The following is a 20,010-nucleotide window of genomic DNA, read 5'->3' on the forward strand; positions in this document are numbered from 1 at the left end:
GTGTGCGGGTCAGCCGGCCGCCTCGATGACCGGTTGCTCGACCGCCAGCAGCGCGGCGAGCTGACGCAGCAGGCCGGGCCGGGCGCGGTAGTAGACCCAGGTGCCACGCCGGTCGGCGTCGACCAGGCCGGCCTCGCGCAGGGCACGCAGGTGGTGCGAGATCGTGGGGCCGGACAGCTCGAACGCCGGGGTCAGGTCGCAGACGCAGATCTCGCCGCCGTCGGCGGGCAGCACAGCGCCGCACACCTCGGCCGAGGCGGCATCCCGGACCACCCAGCCGTCGCGCCCGAGGACCGGAAGCCGCCAGCCGTCGTACCGCCGCTCCGGTTGGCAGAGCTTGGCGAAGAGCCCGTCCTCGGAGCGCGGCGTCCGCGACGCGCGGTCGAGCAGGAACCGGGTGCAGAAGTCCCACCACGGCCGCGGCACCAGCGCCAATTCGACGGAGAACTCGACCTCGTCAGCAGTGTTCCACCGCGAGCGCCGCATCTGGACCACCGCGAAGTCGCCGAGGCCGGACCGCAGGCGCCAGGCGGGCGCCGTCCCGGTGAACCCGGCGCGGCGCAGGACGGGGCCGATGCTGTCCCGCAGCATCGCTCGGAACGACTCCTGGGCGGTCACCTGTGCCATTATCGCCGGATGACAAACCCGGCAGATGGTGGTTCGGTCGATGACGACGCTCTCGAGAACGCGTTCCGGCGGCTCGGGCTCGACGGGGACGAACTGGAGCTCTGGCTCGACTCGGCGGCCGGCGAAGGACTGCCTCAGGTCGCCCGGTACCGCTTCCTCAGCGCCCTCTGGCCCAAAATGATCGACACCTGGTGGGACGACACCGACCAGAAGCGGATCGGCCGGCGGCTGCTGGACGCCGGCGCGGACCCGGCGGAGCTGATCCTGTTCGCGCGGACGGTCGCCTTCGACACCGTGTTCGCGATGCTGTACCACCTCGGCGGCGACGGCCTCGACGACGGTGCCGACCTCCCGTCGTGGGCCCTGGTGGCGACCCAGCCCGGCGAGCCGCCGCGCGGCGACGTCCTGGCCGGGCTGTACGAGGACCTGCTGAGTCTGGATCCGTCCGGCGAGGAGGGGGCCGACATCGTCCTGGCGCATCCCGTCCCGCGGACGAACGGGAACTGAGCGTACTGTCGGCGCTCCCCACTCATGCCGCAGAGGGTCAGGAGACGAACTTGACGTTCCGGCGGCGGCGGTACGCGACGATCAGCGCCACCCCGGCCGCCACCAGTGCGATGCCCGCCCCGGTCAGCACCCAGACGTTCGTACCGGTCACCGGAAGAGACGGCCCGGCGCCAGGGTACGCCGACGGCGCGGCCGTCGGCGTCGGCGGTGCGTCCACGGTGCCCGGCGCGCACGCCCGCAGCAGCTGGAACGGCGTGTCCTTCACCTCGAAGTACCCCGGCGTGGTGAACGCGACGCCGCCGATGAGCAGCAGCCCGGCGGGCGACTTGATCCACGGCTTGGCGGAGAGGTAGCCGGACCAACCGGCCGGCCATTTCGTGGCGCTGTGCCCGCCAACCAGTTTCACGACGAGCGCGCTGTCGTGCTTGGCGAACGCGTCGATCACGGCCGGCTTGTCCGCGCCGTCGATCGCCCACGTCGTGGGCCCGTCCTGGCTCATCGTCAGGACCGTGAGGGTGCCCTCCTGCTCGTCGACGAAGCCGAACCAGAACGTGATCCAGTCGTACCACACAAATGGCGGGGCGAAGAGCCAGCCGTCGGTGCCCGGTGTCGCAACGCCGGTGTCGATGCCCGCGCAGCCCCGCGCCGGTGCGGTGGCCGCGCGGATGCCGCCGGCGGGAACCTCGAGGTACAGGTTGCCCGGATTCGCCGGCGGCCAGGCGGGCGACAATGAGGGACTCGGCGTCTGCTCGGCCTGGGCCGGCAAGCCGAGGCCGCCGATGGACAGTACGACGGCAGCGGTCGCCGCCGCGATTCGTGCGATCCCCCGCAGGGTCATGCGACTCCCATCAACGTGACAATGGCGGCTCATTCGATCGGCGGGACCGCAGATCGGCAACTCCCGCCATTCCGGCGAACCGGCTCGAAATCCCACCATCGGTCTTCGTCGCCGCCAAGCACTGGCCGAACGGACGAGGTGTGGCGACATGGCGGCCGGCCAGTTGGCGGGCGCCGGGAGCATCCGCCGTGCCCCGGCCGCATCTGTGGTTTGCTCTCGCCAGATCGACACGGCGAGGTACCACGGCACCGACCGCTGCGGCTTCCGCGGCCCCGGCCAGGAGCGGGCGCAGCGGCGGTACTGCGCGCAGCCACTGGTCCAGCGATCGCGGTCCGCGGCGCTACGCCGCCGGTGTCCTGCGTGAGTCGCCGGAGACTGTCCCGAGATGAGTACGCGGCGCAGCGGGCCGGGCGGACCGCGCTGGGGACGAAGGCGGAGATGGCGGCCTAGCTGGAAGACCGGCCCCCCGACGTCGTCGTCGTCCGGCTACGATGCCCCGTCTGCAGTCAGGATCCCGCGGAACGGGGACGTGAGCCATGGGACTGTTCAACCGGCGCGGCCGGGGCGGGACGGACACCCGCACCATCGACCCGGCGGCGTACGGCTACGTCCCCGAGGCCCGGATGCGCGCCGACCGCGCCGGGCCCGCGCCGGACGTCGACGTCGTCGACCCGCTCGTGGCGGCCGGGAACTGGCCCCAGCTCGCCGGGTTTCTCAGGACCGTGCCGATGGTGTCCGAGCGCCGGTTCGCGCTGCTGACCCGGCTCGGCAACGCCGCCGCCAAGGACGACGCGTGGCTGCGGCGGTGGCTCGCGGCCGACCCGCGCAGCGTCGACGCGTTGTGCGTCTACGCGGAGTCGCTGGTCAACCGGGCGTGGGCGATCCGGTCGAGCGACTGGGCCAAGAACGTCACCCAGGAGCAGTGGGCGGGGTTCTTCCGGCTGCTGCGCGAAGTGCCCGACGTGTGCGCGGCGGCCATGGACACCAACCCGGCCGATCCGGCACCGTGGATCGCGCTGCAGACCGGGGCGCTGGGGTTGCAGTGGTCCAACGACGAGTACCGGATGCTGTGGCGTGAGTTGTCGGCGCGGGCGCCGCACTCGTTCACCGCGACGCACCGGGCCTGGAACTACTGGCGGCCGCGCTGGTACGGGTCGCTGGAGCTGATGGAGGAGTTCGTCGAGACCGCAGTCGCGGCCGCGCCGCCGGGGTCGCTGCTGACAATGAGCCGGATCCAGATGCTGCACGAGGAGTTCCGGCCGGACGGCGACGACGAGCGGGCCGCGTTCAACCGCGGCGAGCGGATGCAGCGGGCGCTGAGCGCGGGCATCGCCGACGCCGCGGCGGCCGACCAGTCGCACGTCAAGCTGCCGTTCCTGCGGCACTGGCTCGCCGCGAAGCTGTACCGGGCCGGCCGGTACCGCGAGTCGATGAACCAGTTCTACGCCATCGGCGGCTTCTGCGGCGCCGAGCCGTGGGAGTGGTTCGACGACCCGGTTCGCGAGTTCTGCGGCATCCGGGCCGACGCGACCCTCGCCTGGGAAGACGCCGGCCGCCGGTGATTCACACCAGCCGCCCGGTCACGGTGGCCTCGTAGCGGACCGGGTCGCCGGAGGGCAGCCGGCCCGTCGCCGTCACCGAGCCGGTCAGCCCGGACGAGGTGACCCGCAGCCGGATCACCGCCGCCGTGGCCGGCACCGGGGTCGCCGCCAGCTCGGCGAAGGCGAGCAGCGACGGCGGAGCCTGCGACGGCGTGGTGAACGTGACGGTCGCCGTGCCGGCCGGGGCGTCGACGCGGCCGATCAGCTCGTCGCCGGAGACCGTCACCGTGCACTCATCGCCGTCGGTGATCCACATCAGCTCGCCGACCCGGAACAGGTTCTCGCCGCTGATGAGCAGTGCCGCCGGCGCACGGTCCAGGGAAAGGTCGAGTTCGATCGGTCCGAACGACGCGGCACCGGTACGGCCGGTGAGCACCACCCGGTACGCCGCCGCGACGACGTCCGGCGCGGCCGCGGCCCCGACGCCGAGGCGGTGCGTGACGTCGACGGTCTGCTCGCCGGTCGGGCCGAACGCGTGATAGGTGACCTCGGCCGTCCACGCCGCACCACCCGGATCGGCGACCAGGCGGCCCATGAGCGTCGTGCCGGACTCGTCGACGGCGGAGACCATGAGCGTCCCGGGTTCCCGCTCCAGGTACCGCCCGGCGAACGCGACCCCGTCGCCGGTCACGTCGAGCCGCCCGTCGGGACCGAAGTGCCAGGCCGCGCCACGCAGGCGGGCCGCGAGCCGGTCGGTGTGCCGGAACCCGGCACGCACGGTGAGGTCGGGGTCAGCCTGCGAGCGCAGCTCCATGCCCGCCGATGATATGAAGGCCGGGTGCTTGCGCTGCGCGCGCCCGGCGGGGTGCTGCTCGTGCTCGGCGCCGACGGTACCGCCGCCGGACGCTTCGACAACGCCGACCTGGCCGGTGCCTGGGCCGGCGACGGCGGCTCGCGGCTGATCCAGCTCGACGGCGGCGGACGGGCCGTGGATGGTTATCTATCACCCGATCGGGGGACGTTCCGCGGCGTGCACGTCGGCGCCGGGGTCACGTGGCTGGATCTGCCGCTGCGACCGGCGGACGAGGTGCCGCCGGGGCTGGCCGCCGCGGCGCTGTTCGGGGTCCCCGGGCCGGCGCCGTACCCGGACGTCGGGGAGCCGCTGGAGCCGCTGTTCGAGCTGACGGTGCACCCGTGGCAGGACGGATTCGCGCATCCGGCCCAGTCCGCAACGCTCATGGTGCTGCCCACCGGCGCGTGGTGGACGTCGGACGGGCCGGTCGGGCCGGCGACGGTGTACGCCGGCCGGGAGCGGGCGGCCCAGGGCCAGGCGGTCCTCGAGTTCGCGCTGGACCGCCGGCGGCTGACCGTCGCCGGTTCGCTGCGCGTGGACGCCGACGGGTCGCGTTGGGTCATGCCGTACACGGGAAGGGTCCGCGCCCATCGCGTGGAGGCCCTGCGGCGGCGGATCGCCCGCCCGTCGCTGCGCGGCGAGTGGACCGGCGCACGCACGGTCACACTGGGTGACGGGGAGCGGGCCGCGCTGCCGGGCGGCGGGTTCGTCCGGCTGGGGTCCACCGTCGACGAGGCGGTCGGGCTCACCGCTGACGGGAAGCAGATCCACCTGCACCGCGAACGCCCCCGCTGGACGGCGGACGAGCACACGGCGCTGCGGTTCCTGGCCGCCGAGGCGGAGGCGGCCGGGCGCGCGGGCGACGCGGCGGCGCTGTACGCGGCCGCACCCGACGAGGTCGTCACGCCGGGCGCGAAGGTGCGCGGCGCCTATCGCACCCGCGACTACCCGGCCCTCGTCGAGGCGCTGGGCCACGACCCGGCGACGGGGCTGCTGGAGAGCTGGCGCGACATGCTCGCCACCGACCCGGAGCGGATCGCCGCCCTGGAGCTCGCCACACCCGTGTACGAGCGGCTGGTGTCCACCCTGGACGATCCGCGGGCCGCGCTGGTCGCCGCCGAGCAGAGCCGCGCCCGGGCGTTCGCCGACCTGCTGCACCGCCCGGCCCGCACCCCGCGGGTCACCCCGTCCACTGTGGAGGCCGTCGACCGCCCGTTCGTCGCGTACTTCCGCGCCGCCGGCCGCCTCACGGTGTGGACCGGCGACGGCCGCGGCGCGATCACCATGTCCACAGTGGATTTCCCCGCGGTGGAGCCGGACGTCGTCGCCGTGCGGGACCTCCTGGAGACCGAACACCCGGACCGGTCCACCGAGGCGGCACTGACCGGGCTGCTGGAACGCCTCGGGAACCTGCTCTGGGATCCGGTCGACCGGCGGCTCCTGCCGGACGATCCGGACGAGGCCGTGCTGGTGGTGCCGCACCGCGAGCTGATGCTCCTGCCCTTCCCCGCCCTGCGCCCCGGCGGCCGCGCCCTCGTGCACCGCCACGCCCTCGCGATCCTGCCGGCGTTGTCCGTACTCGCCGAACCGCGCCCGCCGGCCAAGCACCTCACCGCCCTCGTCGACCGCCGCCTCCGCCTGACCGCCGAGTACCTTCCCGACCTCACCGCCCACTATCCACACTCCACCGTCCAGATGGGACCGACCGCCGCGACCCTGCGGCAGGCGTCCCCACCGGGCGGGGTGCTCTATCTCGGCACCCACGCCGTGGTCGGCGACGACGGCAGCGACGGCTACATCGAGCTGGCCGACGGCCCGCTGCGCGCCGCCGACCTCCGCCTCGACGCGGGCCTGGTCATCCTCGCGATGTGCCGCAGCGGCCACGGCGTCGCCGGCGCCGACGGGGTCGTCGGGCTCGCCCGGGCGTTCCTGGCCGCCGGGCCGCAGGCGCTGATCACGGCGCTCGGCACGGTACGAGAGGATGCCGTGCTGGAAATCGTGTTGCGCCTGCACGAGCACTGGCTCGGCGAGGGCCGGACCCTGGCCGCGGCGTGGCGACACGCGCAGCTCGGCCTGACCGGCGGCTACCATCACGCCTGGGCGCCATTCGTGCTGTTCGGGAGGCCCGCGTGAGCGACGACGCCGAGGTGTTCGCGACCGCCGAGCTGCGCTCGTTCGAGCAGGTGCTGGGCCCGTCGCCGGTCCGCTCGACGCCCGAGGGCGAGCTCCGGTTCGGCCACGTCCAGGCCCGCGAGGTCCGGCCGGAGCTGTTCCCGCCGTCGTTCCGCGCGCTGACCGACTTCGGCGACTGGCGCTACGTGCGGGTCGTCGTGCCGTTCGAGCTGCCCGCCGGCCCGGCCGAGTTCGCCGACGCCACCGTCGCGATCCTGCGCCCCGGCCCCGGCGCGGTCGTCCTCGACCTCGAACCGCCCCGGCGCGCGGACGGCGGCGGGCTGATCCGCGCGCTGGCGGCCACCGCGATCCCGGTCGCCTACGACCCCGGCGACGACGGACGGGCGCTGCCGGCCGGGATTGCCGTCGGTACCAGCGGCCAGGGCTTCAACGTCATGCGCTGGACCCTGTCGGCGGCGCGCGGCGGCCCCCTGCCGGCCGGTGGGTTCGTGGTCGCCGGCGTCGTGCAACTCCCCCGCGCCGCCACGGTCTTCACCGGCGATCTGGCTCCACAAGCCGCTCTGGTACGCCCCATGCTCCGCCTCCGCCGCCCGATCCCCACCCGCACCCTGGACCCCTTCCCGTTCACCGTCCCGATCCTGGCCCCGGCGGCGGCCCGGCCGATGTCCACCGTGGACGGTGGCGACGGCACGCAGCGGCTGTGCGTCGCCGCCGACATCGAGTCGTACAGCCGGCGCACCACGGCCGGCCACCTCGACGCCCAGCGCCGCCTCGTGCGCGCCCTGGACCTCGCGGCCGAGCACGCCGGGATGAGCCGCGACCTGTGGCAGAACCAGCCGCAGGGCGACGGCCTGCTCGCCGTGCTGCCGCCGACCCTGAATGCGCCCCGCTACCTGCCGGACCTGCTGCACGAACTGCGCATCGCACTCAAGGAGACGAACCGCTTCGTGCTCCCCGAGGCGCGCATCCGGCTGCGGCTCGGCCTGCAGCTCGGCCTGGTCGCCGACGCCGCCAACGGCTGGGCGGGCGCCGCCGTCGTCGAGGCGTGCCGGCTGCGCGACTGCCCGCCGGCCCGCGACCTGCTCCGCGACGACCTCGGCACCGACCTGGTCGTGGCCGCGTCCCAGCGGGTCTACGACGACATCATCCACGACGAGCCCCGGCACCTGCGGCGCGCCGACTTCAAACCGGCCGAGGTGGACCTCAAGGGCAGCGGCCAGTCGACCGCCTGGCTCTCCGCTACCGCGTGACCAGCCGGGCCGCCGCTTCGTCCACATAGGACTCGTAGGTTCGCGGTGGGCGACCCAGCAGTCCGGTCATCGCGGCGACCTGCTTCGCCGAGGTCGGTACGCCCACCTTGGCCAGCATCCCGTAGGAGCGCAGCACGTCGAGGCGCTTCCGGCCGGTCAGGTGCCGCCCGACCCGCTCCTGCCAGTCCGAGCCCGGCCCGTCGTAGCGCACCGGCCGCCCCAGCGCCGCGCTCCACAGCTCGGCCGCCCGCGCGCCGGGGATCGACGCCGGGCCGACCAGCGCGTACCCGCCGGCCGGAAAGTCCGCCTCGCACAGCGCCCGCGCCGCCACCGCCGCGACGTCGCGCAGGTCGATCCGGTTCACCCCGCGGCGGTGCACCGGCAGCGGATAGCTCCCGGCCAGGATGTCGTCGCGGACCATCTCGTCGTTCTGGAAGTAGTTCGTCACCGACAGCAGCACCGGGCCCGTCCGCGACCGCCCGATCGCGTGGGCCAGCCGCAGCTTGCCCCGATAATGCGGCAGCATCAGTCCCATCGCGGCGCGAAGGGCGAACCGCGCGGCAGCGGTACCGGCATGCAGGTACACCCCGGCGAACACGATCCGCACGCCCGCGTCCTCGCACGCCCTGACGAAGACGGCGGCGAGCCGCTCCTCGGCCGCGTCGTGCGGCGACACGTACAGCGCGGCGCGCACCCCGCGCAGGGCGGCCGCCACCGAGCCGGCGTCGCCGAGGTCCCCGATCGCCGCCTCCACGCCCGGCGGCAGGTGCGCCGCCCGCTCCGGCGAACGCACCAGCGCCCGTACCGCCGCGCCGCGCCCGATCAGCGCCGCCACCACTTCCCGGCCGATGCTGCCGGTGGCCCCAACCACGAGAACTGTCATGCCGCCCAGCCTGCGGCGCCGGTCTTGGCTACGACTGGGACACCACTGGAGTGAGGAACAGCCCGAGCTGGTGCGTGGGTGCGGTGCCGTCGGCGGGGACCCGGCCCGCGTACCGGCCGAGGACCGCCATCAGCTCGCCCTGCAGCTCCTTCGCCTCGGCCCCGGTGAGGTGCAGCGGCACCCAGTTGAACATCACGGCCGGCTGCTGCGGGGCGAGCAGCGCGGCCGGGTCCCAGTCGCCGCCCTCGGGGGCGAGGTCGAGGCGGATGCGGCCGGAGTCGTCGCGGTACAACCGGACGACCCAGTCCCCCAGTCCGGCCTTCCCCGCGAGCCGGGCCAGCGAGCCCAGGAACAGCTCCCGCATCGGCTCGTCGACCAGCCGGAAGAAGTCCCGCACGTCCCCGTCGGGCAGCACCATGAGCGGGGCGCGCACCTCGTCCGGGGCCCGGTAGGCGGTCACCGCGCGGCCGGCGCGGGCGCGGGTCTCCACGGCGCGCAGCAGCCCGGCGCGGAGCATGGCCTGCACGCGGTACGACACCTGCTCGACCGGCACCCCGAGCACCCGCGCCGCCTCGCCGGGCGTGCAGTGCCGGGCCACGAACGGCTCCAGGAACCGCCGCCGGTCGGGCCGCAGCACCATCCGCGCGGCGGCCGCGTCGGCGACCGTGAGCACCTCGCGGCTCCTCGAATCCGGGCCTGTCATATCGAGAAGCCTAGGCCGCACCGTTCCGTCTCATGACACCTCTCTCGTGGCCGCGCGCGATCGCCCTGCACCTGCTGCCGGGCGCCGCCGGGTTCGCCGTCTTCGCCGCCCTCGCCCCGCCGCTGCACGCGGCCGGGCTCCCGCCGGTCTGGGGCATGTTCGCCGCGGTACTGCTGGTCCTCGCGCCGGTGGAGCTGTACCTGGCCCGCTCGGTGCCGTGGTCGTTCCGGGTTTCGTGGCGCCTGCTGCTGCCGACGTTCGCTGCCGCGCTGCTGCTGCCGGGGCTGGTGCAGTGGCTGGAGCCGGCCGTGGACCGCCCGTCGTGGTGGCAGCTCTCGCCGGGCGACGATGTCCTCACCGTCGTCGGGTGGATCGTCTGCTTCGTGGTGGTCGGGCCGATCGCCGAGGAACGGTACTTCCGCGGGCACCTCCTGCCCCGCCTGCCCGCGCGTGGCGCGCCGGCGGCGAATGCGGGGCTTTTCGCGCTGTACCACCTCTGGCAGCCCTGGACGTGGCTGACCGTGGCCGTTTTCGCGCTCCCGTTGGCCGTGGCCGCCCGCCGGCCGAACGGGCTGCCCGCCGCCGTGCTCAGCCACGTCCTGGTCAACCTGCTCCTGCTCGCCGCCGCGCTGATCTGAGCGGAATCCCAGTGGCGGCCAAGCGGGCGGCGCGACGCTGCCCGGGCCAGGCGGACAGGCCGCCGCGGCGCGGAGTGCGGGAGGCGCGACGATGGCACAGATCACCCTGCCCGGGCAGGCGGCCACGGCCGAGGGGCCCAACGACCTAATCGGGATGTTCACGATGCACTGGGCGTTCCGGCGCGACCTCGACCGGTTCGCCGCCGCCGTGGCCCGCACGCCGGTCGCCGACCGGGAGGTGTGGCGGGCCCTCGAACGGCGCTGGGCGCTGTTCGCCTGGGTGCTGCACGAGCTGCCGGCGCCGGCCGTGCGAAGCCTTCCGGCCCCGCCGCCGCTGCGCTGGATCTGGCGGGCGATGCTGCGCGGCCCGTTCACCCGGCGGGAGCGCGTGGCGTTCCGCTACGCCTGAAACGTCCGGACCCGCGCGAACCAGGCGGCGACGGCCGGCAGCTCCCACCGCCCGAGCAGCGCGACCGCGTCGTCGGCGTGCCGGTTGGCGAGGGCCTGCTCGCCGGTCGCGGCCGCCGCCAGCGCGAGGTACATGTCGACCGGCCCGATGACGGCCCCCGACCCGGCGGAGGCGAGGTGCCCGGCCAGCGGCGCCAGCCGCGCGTACGCCTCCGCCGCGATCCGCGGCCGCCGCGCCACGAACGCCGCGTGCGCCGCGACGGACAGGTCGAAGGACGCCGACCAGGTGTGCGGGTCGGGCACCGCGTACCCGGGCCGGTCCAGCACCCCCGCGACGTCGTCCGCCCGCCCGCCGCCGTGCAGCAGCACGAGCAGGTAGAACCCGGTGGCGAAGACCGGCCCGGACGCGTACACCTCGCGCAGCAGCGGCGCGAAGTCCCCCACCCGGTCCTCCCACAACCGCACGAAGATCGGCGCGATGAACGAGAAGTCCTGCGCGGGCAGCGACGTCCGGGACGCGAGGGCGTGCGACTCGCCCAGCAGCTCTTCGGCCTCGGCGGCGCGCCCCTCCATCGCCCGCAGCGGCGTTTCGAGACCGTTGATGGCCACGAGCGGATAGGGCAGCCGCAGCCGTTCGGCCTCCGCGCGGGCCGCGGCGACGGCTTCGCGCAGCTGCGGCACCCGGCCGGCCTCCATGAGGGCGATCATCCGGTACGTGAGCAGGTGCGCCCGCAGCGCCGGATCGATCGCCTCCCCGCCGGTCAGCGCCTCGTCGATCAAGGCCAGCCGCCGCTCGGCGTTGGCGGAGGTCCAGATCGCCACCGCCGCGGCCGCCACCGCCCACGCGAACAGCGCCGGGTCGCCGAGCCGCCGGGCCATGGCCAGCCCTTCGCCGGCGAGGGCGTCGCGCTCGCGCGGGGTACCGGCGTAGTACAGCTCCGCCCCGAGCGCCAGCAACGCCCGGCACCGCAGCTCCCCGTCGCCGGCCGGCAGCTCCCGCAGGCACCGCCGCAGCGCCGCCACGATCGGCTCGTGCACGATCCCGTGTTCGCGCAGCGTCCACACCGACCCGTCCGGCGTACCGACCGCCGCCCGCGCCAGCCGCTCCACGTCCCCGAGCTCGGCCGCCGCCGCACAGGCCCGGTCGATCGCCCCCAGCTGCCCCGGCCGGTCCCCGATCCGCCGGCAGGCCGCCGCGTGGGCCATGAGCAGCTCGTACCGTTCCACCGCCGTCGCCGCCGCATCCCGGGCCTGCGCGGCCCGCGCGTCGAGCAGCAGCCCGGCCGCCTCCTCGTACCCGTGCCGCCGATGCGCCTCGCCCGCCGCCAGCTCCGCCGCCCGCCACGCAACGCCGGCGCGGGACGGCCCCGCCGCAAGCCAGTGCCGCGCGACCTCGATCACCCGATCGGCCCCGCCCCCCTCGAGCGCCGCGGCCACGGCAGCATGCCGGCGAACGCGGCGGGCGGCCGGCTGATCGGCGTACACGACGTCCCGCACGAGCGCATGCCCGAACCGGAACCGCTCACCGTCGTCCTCCCCGAGCACCACCCCCGCGTCGAGCGCCGGCTCCAGCGCATCGAGCACCCCATCGACGTCGGACGCGGTGGCCGCCGCGAGCACCCCGAGCGCGAACGACCGCCCCACCACGGCCGCGGTGCGCAGCAGCTCACGCGTCACCTCCGGCAGCCGCCCAACCCTCCTGGCGATGACATCGCTGATCGCGGGCGGAATGCCGCCAGGCTCGTCCTCGCGCAACAGTTCAGCCAAAAAGAACGGATTCCCATCGGTACGCTCCTGCAGCGCCCGCACCCGCTCGCCCCCCATCACCTCCCCGGTGACGGCGCGCACAAGCTCCCCAACCCCATCAACATCAAGCCCGGCCAGGTCAACCCGCACCGCATGCCGCCGCGCAAGCCGCTCCCCCGCATCGGCAAGCAACCCACCCGGCGCGGGCCGCGCCCGCCGAGTCCCGACAATGGCGATCCGAGCATCAGCGAGCCGATCGGCAAGATGCCCCAACAACCGCAGCGACGACGGATCCCCCCAGTGCAGATCGTCGAGCACCACCAGTACCGGCGCCCGCCCAGCCGCAGCCGCCAACCGCCGCGCGATGCCATCACTGATCCGAAACCGCTCAGCCTCGACCGACCCGCCCAGCCCAACCTCGGACAGCGGTTCGCCGTTGCCGTTGCCTTCGCCGTTGCCATCGCGGTTGCTGTTGCCTTTGCCGTTGCCCTCGCGGTTGCCGTTACCGTTGCCTTCGCGGTTGCCGTTACCATTGCCTTCGCGGTTGCCGTTGCCTTCGCCAAGCCCGGCAAGGGTAAGGCTCCACGGCCAGAACGGCGGCGCTCCCGCATCGGGCGAGCAGGCCCCGACCAGCACCGTGAACCCTCCGTCGCGAGCATGGCGCGCCAACTCCTCGACGAGCCGCGACTTCCCGACTCCCGGCTCCCCGGTGACAAGCGCAAACCGCGTCCGCCCACGCTCCGCTTGAGCCAGCATCTCCCGCAGCGTCGAGAGCTGACCGTCCCGCCCGACCAGCGGCCAACTACCCGGATCCCGCCGCTCCAGCCGAGCCACCGCCTCCACGCCGCTCGTGCCCACGTCACCGGCGACCGCGGCGGCCGAAACGACGGACGACGACGCGACGGTGACGGCGGAGACGGCGGACGGCGGCGCAGCGGCGGCGGCCGGAACGCTGGACGGCGGCGCGACGGGGACGGCGGATGGCGGCACAGCGGCGGCGGCCGGAACGCTGGACGGCGGCGCGACGGTGACGGCCGGGACGGAGGATGGCGGCGCGACGGTGACGGCCGGAACGATGGACGGTGACGCGGCGGCGACAGCGGCCGCCTCGTCATCGAAGTCGACGGCGAAGTCGACGCCGGGATCGACGGACGGCGGCGGTATCTCGGCGGACGGCGCGCGGACGACCGAAGACGTCTGATGCAGCACCGCCTGCTCAGCCGCGCGGAGTGCCGGCCCGGGGTCCACGCCGAGCTCGTCGGCGAGCGTGCGCCGGACAGCCCGCAGCGCCTCGAGGGCGTCGGCCTGCCGCCCGGCCCGGGCCAGGGCCAGTGCCAGCAGCGCCCACGTCCGTTCCCGCAGCGGATGCCGCCCGGCGACCGCGGTCAGCTCGGCGGCGACCGTGGCCTGCTCGCCGAGGTCCAGGCGCAGCAACGCCAGATCCTCGACGGCCAGCAGCCGCAGCTCAGCCAGCCGCGCCCGTTCCGCCACGGCCGCTGGAGCGTCCTCCAGCTCCTGGTACGGCTCGCCCCGCCACAGTGCCAGCGCCTCCTGGAGCCGCCCGGCGAGTCCGCCGGCGTCGACGCCCGCAGGCACCGCCGGCAGCGTGTCCCCACCGGCGAGCCGCCGATGCACGTCCCCGACCACGCCCGCGAACCGAGCGGCGTCGACGTCGTCGTCCGCGAGCCGCAACGCGTACCCCGGTGCGACGGTCACCAGCACCGACGCCCGCCCGCGCGCGGCACGGTCCGGTTCGAGCACCCGCCGGAGCCCGGCCACGTACCCGTGCAGCGAACTCAACGGCGCCGGCGGCGGCGCGTCGGCCCAGACCAGCTCGACGAGCGAATCCACCCCGACCGCCTGCGGCCGGTGCAACGCGAGCGCCGCGAGAATGGCCCGCTGCTTGCGCGGCCCGGCATCGGCCAGCACGCCGTCGTCGACGACCTCCACCGGCCCCAGCACCGCCACACGCACCCTGCGACGATACGGCCTCCCTTCCCCAACATCACTCTCCGCGCGTCAGACCGGGCCGCTCATCCTCGATCCGGCTATCCAGGAATCACCGCCGGTCCTCCGTCGCCCCACAGTCGTACCACCCACCTACGACATTTTTCCGAAAGCGATCCGCGCTCAACGGCCGCGGACCACAGCACCACCGCCGCACCACCGCCGCCGCCGCACCACCGCGTCGCCATCGCTGCACGCCGCCGCCTAACCGCCGCCGCGCTGACGGCGAAGCTGCCACGGTCATGTCAGCGGCTCACCTGGTCCCGGTCGCGGTGAGGGAAACGGTCTCAGCAGCGGGCGCATCGGCCGGGCCGCCACCTCCACCCCCGGTGCGACGCAGGGCGGGCAGGAGCGCGAGCCCGATGGCAATCGTCGGAGCGCCGCCCGCGATCAGGCCCCACCGGCTCCCGAACGTCTCAGCGATCCACCCCACCAGCGGCCCGCCGAGCACCGTGCTCCCGGTCCACGCCAGCGCCCACAAAGCCATCACCCGCCCCCGCATCTCGGGACGAGCCGCCAGCTGCAGCGCCGTCTTGGCCGTCGCGTTGAACGTGATGCTGCCGTACCCGACAACGGCCAGCGCCCCCAGGCAGAGCGGCAGGTTCGGAGCGACCCCCGCCGCCAGGATCGCAACGCCCCAGCCGATAGCCGCGATGCTCAGCGCCGCCGGCCGCCGTGGGGTCGAGCGGGCCGCCGCGACCAGCCCGCCCACCACCGCGCCACCGGCCATGACTGCGGCCATCAGGCCGTACGTCGCGGCGGTGCCGTGGAAGGCGTCCGTGGCCAGGAGGGGCAGCGTGGTCGGGAACTCGTACGCGAGGATGCCGGTCACCGTCAGCATGATCAGCGGCAGCAGGAGTTCGGGGGTGCGCGCCGCGTAGCGCAGGCCCTCGCGCACCTGGCCGCGAGCCCGTGGGGCGCGGACCGGCGGCGGCAGCGAAGGGTCGGGGCGCATCCGGGCCAGGCTGACCAGGACGGCGCCGAACGAGGCGGCGTTGATGAGGAAGCACGCCGGTACGCCGACCAGCGCGACCAGCGTCCCGCCCAGGACCGAGCCGGCGATCCGGGCGACGTTGAGCGAGACCGAGTTCAGCACGACCGCGTTGGCCAGGGTTTCGCGCGGGACGAGGTCGGCGATCAGGCTCTGCCGGGCCGGGTTGTCGAGCACCGCCAGGGCGCCGATGACCAGCGACAACACCACGACGAGGGGGTACGTCGCCGTGCCCGTCCAGGCCAGCACCCCGAAGACCAGGGCGCCGAGGCCGGAGGCGGACTGCGTGACGTACAGGATGCGGCGTTTGTTCCCCCGGTCCGCGATGACGCCGCCGAGGGGGCCGAGCAGGACGAAGGGCAGGAAGCGGGCGGCGGCCGTCACGCCGACGGCGGTGCCGCTGCCGGTGAGGTGCAGGACGAGGAACGCCAGGGCCAGGGTCTGCATGAAGGTGCCGGCCGACGAGATCGACTGGCCGATGAAGTACAGGCGGTAGTTGCGCACCCGCAGGGCGGCGGTGGCGCGTCTCATCGGGGTGGCTCGTACGCGGCGAGGCGGCCCAGCAGGTCGCTCGCCTCGGCCAGGACTCGCTGTTCGCGCTCGGTGAGCAGGTCGTCGATGGCGGCGGCGAGCCAGGCCTCGCGCAGGCCGCGGTTCCGGGCGACCAGGTCGGCGCCGGCGGGCGTGAGGCTGACGTTGACCCGGCGGGCGTCGGACTCGTCGCGGTCGCGGGCCACCAGGCCGGCCGCCTCCAGTTCGCGCAGCGTGGCGGCGACGTTCGAGCTCGTCATCTGCGTCTCGTCGGCGAGGCGGGCGGGCTGGGTGGGCCGGGCGGGCCGGGTCGCGCCGCCGAGGCGGTTGACCGCGGCGAGCAGGCGCACCGCGGACTGGGACAGCCCGGCCACCGGGACGCGCTCGCGCCGCTGCCGGCGCCACAGCGCGCCGAGCCGCTCCAGCAGGAGCCGGACCTCCTCGTGCTTCATGCTACCTATGTTACATAGCTATTTCGCATAGACAAGTACGCCGCGGGACCGGAGGCGCTCGGGCACGGCCGGGTCGTCGAGGCGCGCATAGCGCACGTTCAACTCGCGCAGGTTGGGCAGCGCCTCGAGGACTTGCGCGGAGGAGCAGGAGCCCGTGAGGTACAACCGGGAAATGCGGGAACAGCCGGTGAGCGGGGCGAGGTCGAGGACGTGGGTGCGGTAGCCGTGGCCCTCCAGGCTCAGGTCGCGCAGGGCGGCCAGCGCGCCCAGGCCGGCGAGGGAGCCCACGTTGTGGTCGTCGGTCTCGCCGCCGGTGTCGTAGTCGAGCTCGCCCTCGATGGCCATGTAGACCGAGTTGCCGCCGTCGAAGTCGAGGCGCTCGATCGCGGCGACCGCACCGGCCGGGAGCGCCCGCGCGTGCAGCCCGTCGAGCGCGGCCGTGAGCCGCTGCTGGCCGGTGCCGGTCAGCGTGTCGAAGCCGGCCACGATCTCGGCGCGGCTGATCAGGCCCCGGTCGAGCAGGGCGCCGAGCACGCCGACGTGCAGCCCGCGGTCCGGAAAGATCACCTGGTCGTTCATGCCGCGACGGTACCGCCGTCAAGATCCGTCAATATCGTTTGGTTGACCGCCGGCGTGGCGGGGTAGCGAGCTCTCAGCGTGCGGCCCATCGATCGCTACGCCGCCTCCCTGGCGGGGTGGGTCGTACGCCCCGATGGGCGCTCCGGCCGGGATCCATCCGTCCGTCCCCCCTTCCGGCCGGGGCGCTCATCGGCGCGGAGACTCGCGCGCCGGCCGGGTGACCCGGTGCGCACGGCACGCGGCGAGGACGCCCCCGTCGCCGCCTGCCGCACCCGTGGGGGACGGCGACCGGGTCGCGGGGCGAGTCCTACGGGCGGCCTGGTCGCCGGCTCACCGCGACGCTGCGCTTCTGCAGGGCGGCCCACATGGTGCATCCGCCGTTCCGGCGGCTGACGACGATGCGCACGCCTTGGACGAGCACTGGCCGCGACGCCCGGGCCGCCGCCTGCCAGGGCCGGCGGTCCCCGGCGCGAACTCCGAGCAGCCAGTGCCGCGGCCGGTCGGCGATCGTGATCTCCGCCGTCGCCGCCTCGCAGCCCCGCACCGCCGACACCAAGTGGTCGGCGACGAGCAGGGCCGGGTCGAGGAGCGGCTCAAGGTCCCACTGCACGCAGGTTTGCTGCACCAGCTCGCGCACGGTCGCGCGCAACCGCCTTCCGGCGGGTTCGCGCCGGAACACCCAGCGCGGCACCAGGTCGCCGGCGAGGGCGGCGGCGCGGGCGTCGGTGAGGGTGCGGTACCGGCGAAGGGTCGGGCACAGCACGCGCAGCCGCCGGGCGAGCTCGCCGCGGTCGCCCACCACCGCGAAGGGCACCCCGGCCCGGCCCGCCTCCTGCTGCAGGACCAGGACGCAGACGTGCCCGGCCGGGTCGGCGAGGCGGGCGCCGGCCAGGTCGAGCACCACGGCGTCCGGTCCGTCAGCGAAGCACTTGCGCACCGCGGCCAGCACCCGCGGCTGCGCGGCGCGGCCGAGCGCACCGGCGACGGTCACCACCACGAGCCCGGCCGCGTCGAACCGTACGGTCCCGATCGAGAACTGCACGGACGCCCAGATGATCCATCGACGGGTGTCCGAAACATATTCGCGAACGTGACGGCTTCGTCACGGCTCCGGGAAGGTGTCGTGCACCCCGCCGTCGGGGGTCTCGGCGCCGGGCATGGCACCCTTCGGGTCGATCTCGCCGTCGTAGTTGAACACCCGGTACGAGCGGTTGTCGCGCTCGCGCTGCTGGGTGGTGAGGATGTAGCGGTGGATGAAGCCGCCGATCTCGTACTCCACGACGGCTGAACCGCCCGGGTCGATCGTGGCCCCGTCACGGGGGCCGCCGACGAGAACGGCATCGCTGCTGCGTTCCATGGCGCCCCGCTTCCCGGCCGCGCAGCCGTCAAACAACGGCGGGTTGGTTCGGCGGCAGCGCGGGTAGGTCGGCCCGATGAGCGAACACAAGGACCGCCGCTTCCACGGCGGCGCGCCCGAGCACCCCGACGACGACGAGCTGCAGCGGCGCACCGCGGCCGAGCGCGCCGACACCGGCGTCACCGCCTACGACCCGGACACGGTGCCGCCCGCGACCGACGACCCGGTGCCGTACGACCCGGACGAGGACGAGATCGACCAGGACATCCGTGGCATGGCCGCCCGGCAGGAGGCCGAGGGCGAGAACGCGCACATCGACCGCGACCACCCGTACCCGCCGACCCGCTACGCCGAGTAACCCCACCTCCGGCGGGGTAGTCGGCCGGGGGTGAATCCTCAGGAGTATCTGCGCGCCAACCGCGACCGGCTGATCGACGAGCTCATGGAGTGGATCCGGCTGCCGTCGGTCGCCGGGGTGCCGGCGCACGACCCCGACCTGGCCCGCTCGGCGAACTGGCTCGCCGCCCGGCTGCGCGAGATCGGGTTCCCGGCCGTCGAGGTGTGGCCGACCGGCGGCGGCCCGGCCGTCTACGCCGAGTGGTGCGCGGCCCCGGGCGCACCGACCGTCCTCGTCTACAGCCACCATGACGTCCGCGCGGCCAAGGACGAGCAGTGGGACCAGACGGCACCGTTCCAGCCGGCGGTACGCGACGGGCGCGTCTACGGCCGCGGCGCCTCCGACGCCAAGGGGCAGATCGTCGCGCACCTGTGGGGCCTGCGCGCGCACCTGGCCACCGGCGAGCGGACCGCGCCCGCGGTGAACCTCAAGGTCCTCGTCGAGGGCGAGGAGGAGATCGGCTCCATGCACCTGGCCGGCCTGCTCGACGAGCACGGCGTCGGGGCCGACCTGGTGCTGTTCTCCGACACCCTGCTGTGGCACGCCGAGCACCCGGCGGTGTGCCTGAGCCTGCGCGGCATGGTCAGTGCGACCCTGCAGGTGTACGGCCCGGCGCGCGACGTGCACAGCGGCGCCGTCTCCGGCCCGGCACCCAACCCGGCCGTCGAGCTGTGCCGGTTGCTCGGCCGCCTGCACGACGACAAGGGCCGCGTCACGCTGCCGGGCTTCTACGACGACGTGCTGGAGCCGATCGACCGGTACGACGCTCTCCCCTACAGCGACGCCGACTGGCTGGAACGCTCCGCCACCGCCAGCATCGGCGGCGAGGCCGGGTACACCGTGCCGGAGCGGCTCTGGGCCCGGCCCGCCGCCGAGGTGCTCTCGCTGGTGGCCGGCGACCTCGGCGGGCCTTCCCGGGGCGCCGTCCCGGCCGTGGCGGCCGCCACGATCAGCATCCGCACCGTGCCCGACCAGCGGGCCGAGGTCGTCGCCGAACAGTTGCGCCGCTGGGTCGCCGCCACCATCTCCGACCGGGTCCGCTACGAGCTGACCGTGGCCGGGCGGATCAGCGCGGACCCGTACCGCACCCCGGCCGGCCACCCGGCCGTCGCCGTCCTGGCCGCGGCGATGGCCGAGGGCTTCGGCACCGGTACCGTGGGCCGGATGGGCAACGCCGGCAGCGGCCCGGCCGACCTGCTGGCCCGCAAGCTCGCCGCTCCGGTGCTGTTCTTCGGGACCGGCCTGCCCGAGGACGCCTGGCACGACAGCGACGAGAGCGCCGCCATCGACCTCCTGCTCGCCGGCGCGGCCACGCTGTGCGCCTTCTGGCAGCGCCTGCCCGGCACGTGACCGTCGTCACGCCGGGACCGGGATTGTCCCGGGGTACCACCTGGTTATGCAGAGCGTCGGTGTGCCTGTGTCCCAGGGCCTCAACTAGAAATGCCTTCGCGGAATACCGTTCGGCTGGAACCGCGTCGCGCCACTCGCCATTAGGCGACCTGCGCACCGACCTTGCGTACGAGCGGCCCGGCGGACTTCCCGCCGGGCCGTTTCGCGTCGGGAATCTCG

The 20,010-nt window shown here is 74.6% G+C and carries 18 protein-coding genes and 1 pseudogene; 8 read left to right on the top strand and 11 right to left on the bottom strand.

Annotated features, from left to right (window positions below):
• Positions 1-9: 9 nt before the first annotated feature.
• Positions 10-225 (bottom strand): annotated as a pseudogene (locus ACQP00_RS29895) (ArsR/SmtB family transcription factor); the annotation flags it as partial.
• Positions 226-636: 411 nt separating this feature from the next.
• Here ACQP00_RS29895 and ACQP00_RS29900 point away from each other — a divergent pair.
• Positions 637-1,134, top strand: a complete 498-nt coding sequence (locus ACQP00_RS29900) for a hypothetical protein (RefSeq protein ID WP_433201068.1) — start codon at positions 637-639, stop codon at positions 1,132-1,134.
• 37 nt (positions 1,135-1,171) lie between these two features.
• Here ACQP00_RS29900 and ACQP00_RS29905 read toward each other — a convergent pair whose 3' ends face one another.
• The gene (locus ACQP00_RS29905) at positions 1,172-1,972 is read right to left on the bottom strand and encodes an LPXTG cell wall anchor domain-containing protein (protein WP_433201071.1); all 801 of its coding nucleotides are present in this window, start codon (positions 1,970-1,972) and stop codon (positions 1,172-1,174) included.
• 536 nt (positions 1,973-2,508) lie between these two features.
• Here ACQP00_RS29905 and ACQP00_RS29910 point away from each other — a divergent pair.
• Positions 2,509-3,534 carry a DUF4034 domain-containing protein gene (locus ACQP00_RS29910; RefSeq protein WP_433201074.1) on the top strand — a complete coding sequence of 342 codons (1,026 nt, stop codon included), beginning with the start codon at positions 2,509-2,511 and terminating at the stop codon, positions 3,532-3,534.
• Position 3,535: 1 nt separating this feature from the next.
• Here the strand turns inward: ACQP00_RS29910 and ACQP00_RS29915 are convergent, their stop codons facing one another.
• Positions 3,536-4,327, bottom strand: a complete 792-nt coding sequence (locus tag ACQP00_RS29915; RefSeq protein WP_433201077.1) for a hypothetical protein — start codon at positions 4,325-4,327, stop codon at positions 3,536-3,538.
• A 24-nt stretch (positions 4,328-4,351) separates the two neighbouring features.
• Here ACQP00_RS29915 and ACQP00_RS29920 point away from each other — a divergent pair, with 24 nt between their 5' ends.
• Positions 4,352-6,499, top strand: a complete 2,148-nt coding sequence (locus ACQP00_RS29920) for a CHAT domain-containing protein (protein WP_433201080.1) — start codon at positions 4,352-4,354, stop codon at positions 6,497-6,499.
• Positions 6,496-7,749 carry a hypothetical protein gene (locus tag ACQP00_RS29925; RefSeq protein WP_433201083.1) on the top strand — a complete coding sequence of 418 codons (1,254 nt, stop codon included), beginning with the start codon at positions 6,496-6,498 and terminating at the stop codon, positions 7,747-7,749. Before ACQP00_RS29920 ends, ACQP00_RS29925 begins: the two co-directional genes overlap by 4 nt.
• Here the strand turns inward: ACQP00_RS29925 and ACQP00_RS29930 are convergent.
• Together ACQP00_RS29930 and ACQP00_RS29935 are read right to left on the bottom strand one after the other, a co-directional pair.
• Positions 7,739-8,632 carry an SDR family oxidoreductase gene (locus tag ACQP00_RS29930; RefSeq protein ID WP_433201086.1) on the bottom strand — a complete coding sequence of 298 codons (894 nt, stop codon included), beginning with the start codon at positions 8,630-8,632 and terminating at the stop codon, positions 7,739-7,741. The two genes, ACQP00_RS29925 and ACQP00_RS29930, sit on opposite strands and share 11 nt — an antisense overlap.
• 28 nt (positions 8,633-8,660) lie before the next feature.
• Positions 8,661-9,335, bottom strand: coding sequence for a helix-turn-helix domain-containing protein (locus ACQP00_RS29935; protein ID WP_433201089.1), 675 nt, complete (start codon positions 9,333-9,335; stop codon positions 8,661-8,663).
• A 32-nt stretch (positions 9,336-9,367) separates the two neighbouring features.
• Between ACQP00_RS29935 and ACQP00_RS29940 the strand changes: the two genes are divergently transcribed.
• Both ACQP00_RS29940 and ACQP00_RS29945 read left to right on the top strand, forming a co-directional pair.
• Positions 9,368-9,973 carry a CPBP family glutamic-type intramembrane protease gene (locus ACQP00_RS29940; protein ID WP_433201092.1) on the top strand — a complete coding sequence of 202 codons (606 nt, stop codon included), beginning with the start codon at positions 9,368-9,370 and terminating at the stop codon, positions 9,971-9,973.
• 91 nt (positions 9,974-10,064) lie between these two features.
• Positions 10,065-10,382 carry a hypothetical protein gene (locus ACQP00_RS29945; protein ID WP_433201095.1) on the top strand — a complete coding sequence of 106 codons (318 nt, stop codon included), beginning with the start codon at positions 10,065-10,067 and terminating at the stop codon, positions 10,380-10,382.
• On the opposite strand, the gene ACQP00_RS29950 is transcribed toward ACQP00_RS29945, so the two are convergent.
• The 6 genes from ACQP00_RS29950 to ACQP00_RS29975 form a co-directional block, all read right to left on the bottom strand.
• Entirely contained in the window at positions 10,373-14,101 is a 3,729-nt protein-coding gene (locus tag ACQP00_RS29950; protein WP_433201098.1) for a BTAD domain-containing putative transcriptional regulator, read from the bottom strand. The genes ACQP00_RS29945 and ACQP00_RS29950 overlap by 10 nt on opposite strands.
• 286 nt (positions 14,102-14,387) lie before the next feature.
• On the bottom strand, positions 14,388-15,656 hold the full coding sequence (locus tag ACQP00_RS29955) for an MFS transporter (protein ID WP_433201101.1): 1,269 nt from the start codon (positions 15,654-15,656) through the stop codon (positions 14,388-14,390).
• The gene (locus ACQP00_RS29960; protein ID WP_433201104.1) at positions 15,653-16,108 is read right to left on the bottom strand and encodes a MarR family winged helix-turn-helix transcriptional regulator; all 456 of its coding nucleotides are present in this window, start codon (positions 16,106-16,108) and stop codon (positions 15,653-15,655) included. The genes ACQP00_RS29955 and ACQP00_RS29960 overlap by 4 nt, the downstream gene beginning before the upstream one ends.
• An 18-nt stretch (positions 16,109-16,126) precedes the next feature.
• The gene (locus ACQP00_RS29965; RefSeq protein WP_433201107.1) at positions 16,127-16,687 is read right to left on the bottom strand and encodes a DUF6892 domain-containing protein; all 561 of its coding nucleotides are present in this window, start codon (positions 16,685-16,687) and stop codon (positions 16,127-16,129) included.
• Positions 16,688-16,994: 307 nt separating this feature from the next.
• Entirely contained in the window at positions 16,995-17,729 is a 735-nt protein-coding gene (locus ACQP00_RS29970) for an STAS domain-containing protein (RefSeq protein WP_433201110.1), read from the bottom strand.
• Positions 17,730-17,789: 60 nt separating this feature from the next.
• Positions 17,790-18,044 carry a hypothetical protein gene (locus ACQP00_RS29975; RefSeq protein WP_433201113.1) on the bottom strand — a complete coding sequence of 85 codons (255 nt, stop codon included), beginning with the start codon at positions 18,042-18,044 and terminating at the stop codon, positions 17,790-17,792.
• A gap of 76 nt (positions 18,045-18,120) precedes the next feature.
• Between ACQP00_RS29975 and ACQP00_RS29980 the strand changes: the two genes are divergently transcribed.
• Complete coding sequence (locus tag ACQP00_RS29980; RefSeq protein WP_433201116.1) at positions 18,121-18,402, top strand: hypothetical protein; 282 nt, start codon at positions 18,121-18,123, stop codon at positions 18,400-18,402.
• A 30-nt stretch (positions 18,403-18,432) separates the two neighbouring features.
• Positions 18,433-19,791, top strand: a complete 1,359-nt coding sequence (locus tag ACQP00_RS29985; protein WP_433201119.1) for a M20/M25/M40 family metallo-hydrolase — start codon at positions 18,433-18,435, stop codon at positions 19,789-19,791.
• The last annotated feature ends 219 nt before the right edge of the window (positions 19,792-20,010 follow it).

The organism is Dactylosporangium sp. CS-047395 (assembly GCF_050942185.1).
Taxonomy (GTDB): Bacteria; Actinomycetota; Actinomycetes; order Mycobacteriales; family Micromonosporaceae; genus Dactylosporangium.

Excerpts from the sequence above, each read along its gene's own strand:
- ACQP00_RS29955 (WP_433201101.1), bottom strand. The coding sequence starts at position 15,656 with ATGAGACGCGCCACCGCCGCCCTGCGGGTGCGCAACTACCGCCTGTAC.
- ACQP00_RS29945 (WP_433201095.1), top strand. The coding sequence starts at position 10,065 with ATGGCACAGATCACCCTGCCCGGGCAGGCGGCCACGGCCGAGGGGCCC.
- ACQP00_RS29900 (WP_433201068.1), top strand. The coding sequence starts at position 637 with ATGACAAACCCGGCAGATGGTGGTTCGGTCGATGACGACGCTCTCGAG.
- ACQP00_RS29930 (WP_433201086.1), bottom strand. The coding sequence starts at position 8,632 with ATGACAGTTCTCGTGGTTGGGGCCACCGGCAGCATCGGCCGGGAAGTG.
- ACQP00_RS29940 (WP_433201092.1), top strand. The coding sequence starts at position 9,368 with ATGACACCTCTCTCGTGGCCGCGCGCGATCGCCCTGCACCTGCTGCCG.
- ACQP00_RS29965 (WP_433201107.1), bottom strand. The coding sequence starts at position 16,687 with ATGAACGACCAGGTGATCTTTCCGGACCGCGGGCTGCACGTCGGCGTG.
- ACQP00_RS29905 (WP_433201071.1), bottom strand. The coding sequence starts at position 1,972 with ATGACCCTGCGGGGGATCGCACGAATCGCGGCGGCGACCGCTGCCGTC.
- ACQP00_RS29980 (WP_433201116.1), top strand. The coding sequence starts at position 18,121 with ATGAGCGAACACAAGGACCGCCGCTTCCACGGCGGCGCGCCCGAGCAC.
- ACQP00_RS29935 (WP_433201089.1), bottom strand. The coding sequence starts at position 9,335 with ATGACAGGCCCGGATTCGAGGAGCCGCGAGGTGCTCACGGTCGCCGAC.
- ACQP00_RS29915 (WP_433201077.1), bottom strand. The coding sequence starts at position 4,327 with ATGGAGCTGCGCTCGCAGGCTGACCCCGACCTCACCGTGCGTGCCGGG.
- ACQP00_RS29910 (WP_433201074.1), top strand. The coding sequence starts at position 2,509 with ATGGGACTGTTCAACCGGCGCGGCCGGGGCGGGACGGACACCCGCACC.
- ACQP00_RS29960 (WP_433201104.1), bottom strand. The coding sequence starts at position 16,108 with ATGAAGCACGAGGAGGTCCGGCTCCTGCTGGAGCGGCTCGGCGCGCTG.
- ACQP00_RS29975 (WP_433201113.1), bottom strand. The coding sequence starts at position 18,044 with ATGGAACGCAGCAGCGATGCCGTTCTCGTCGGCGGCCCCCGTGACGGG.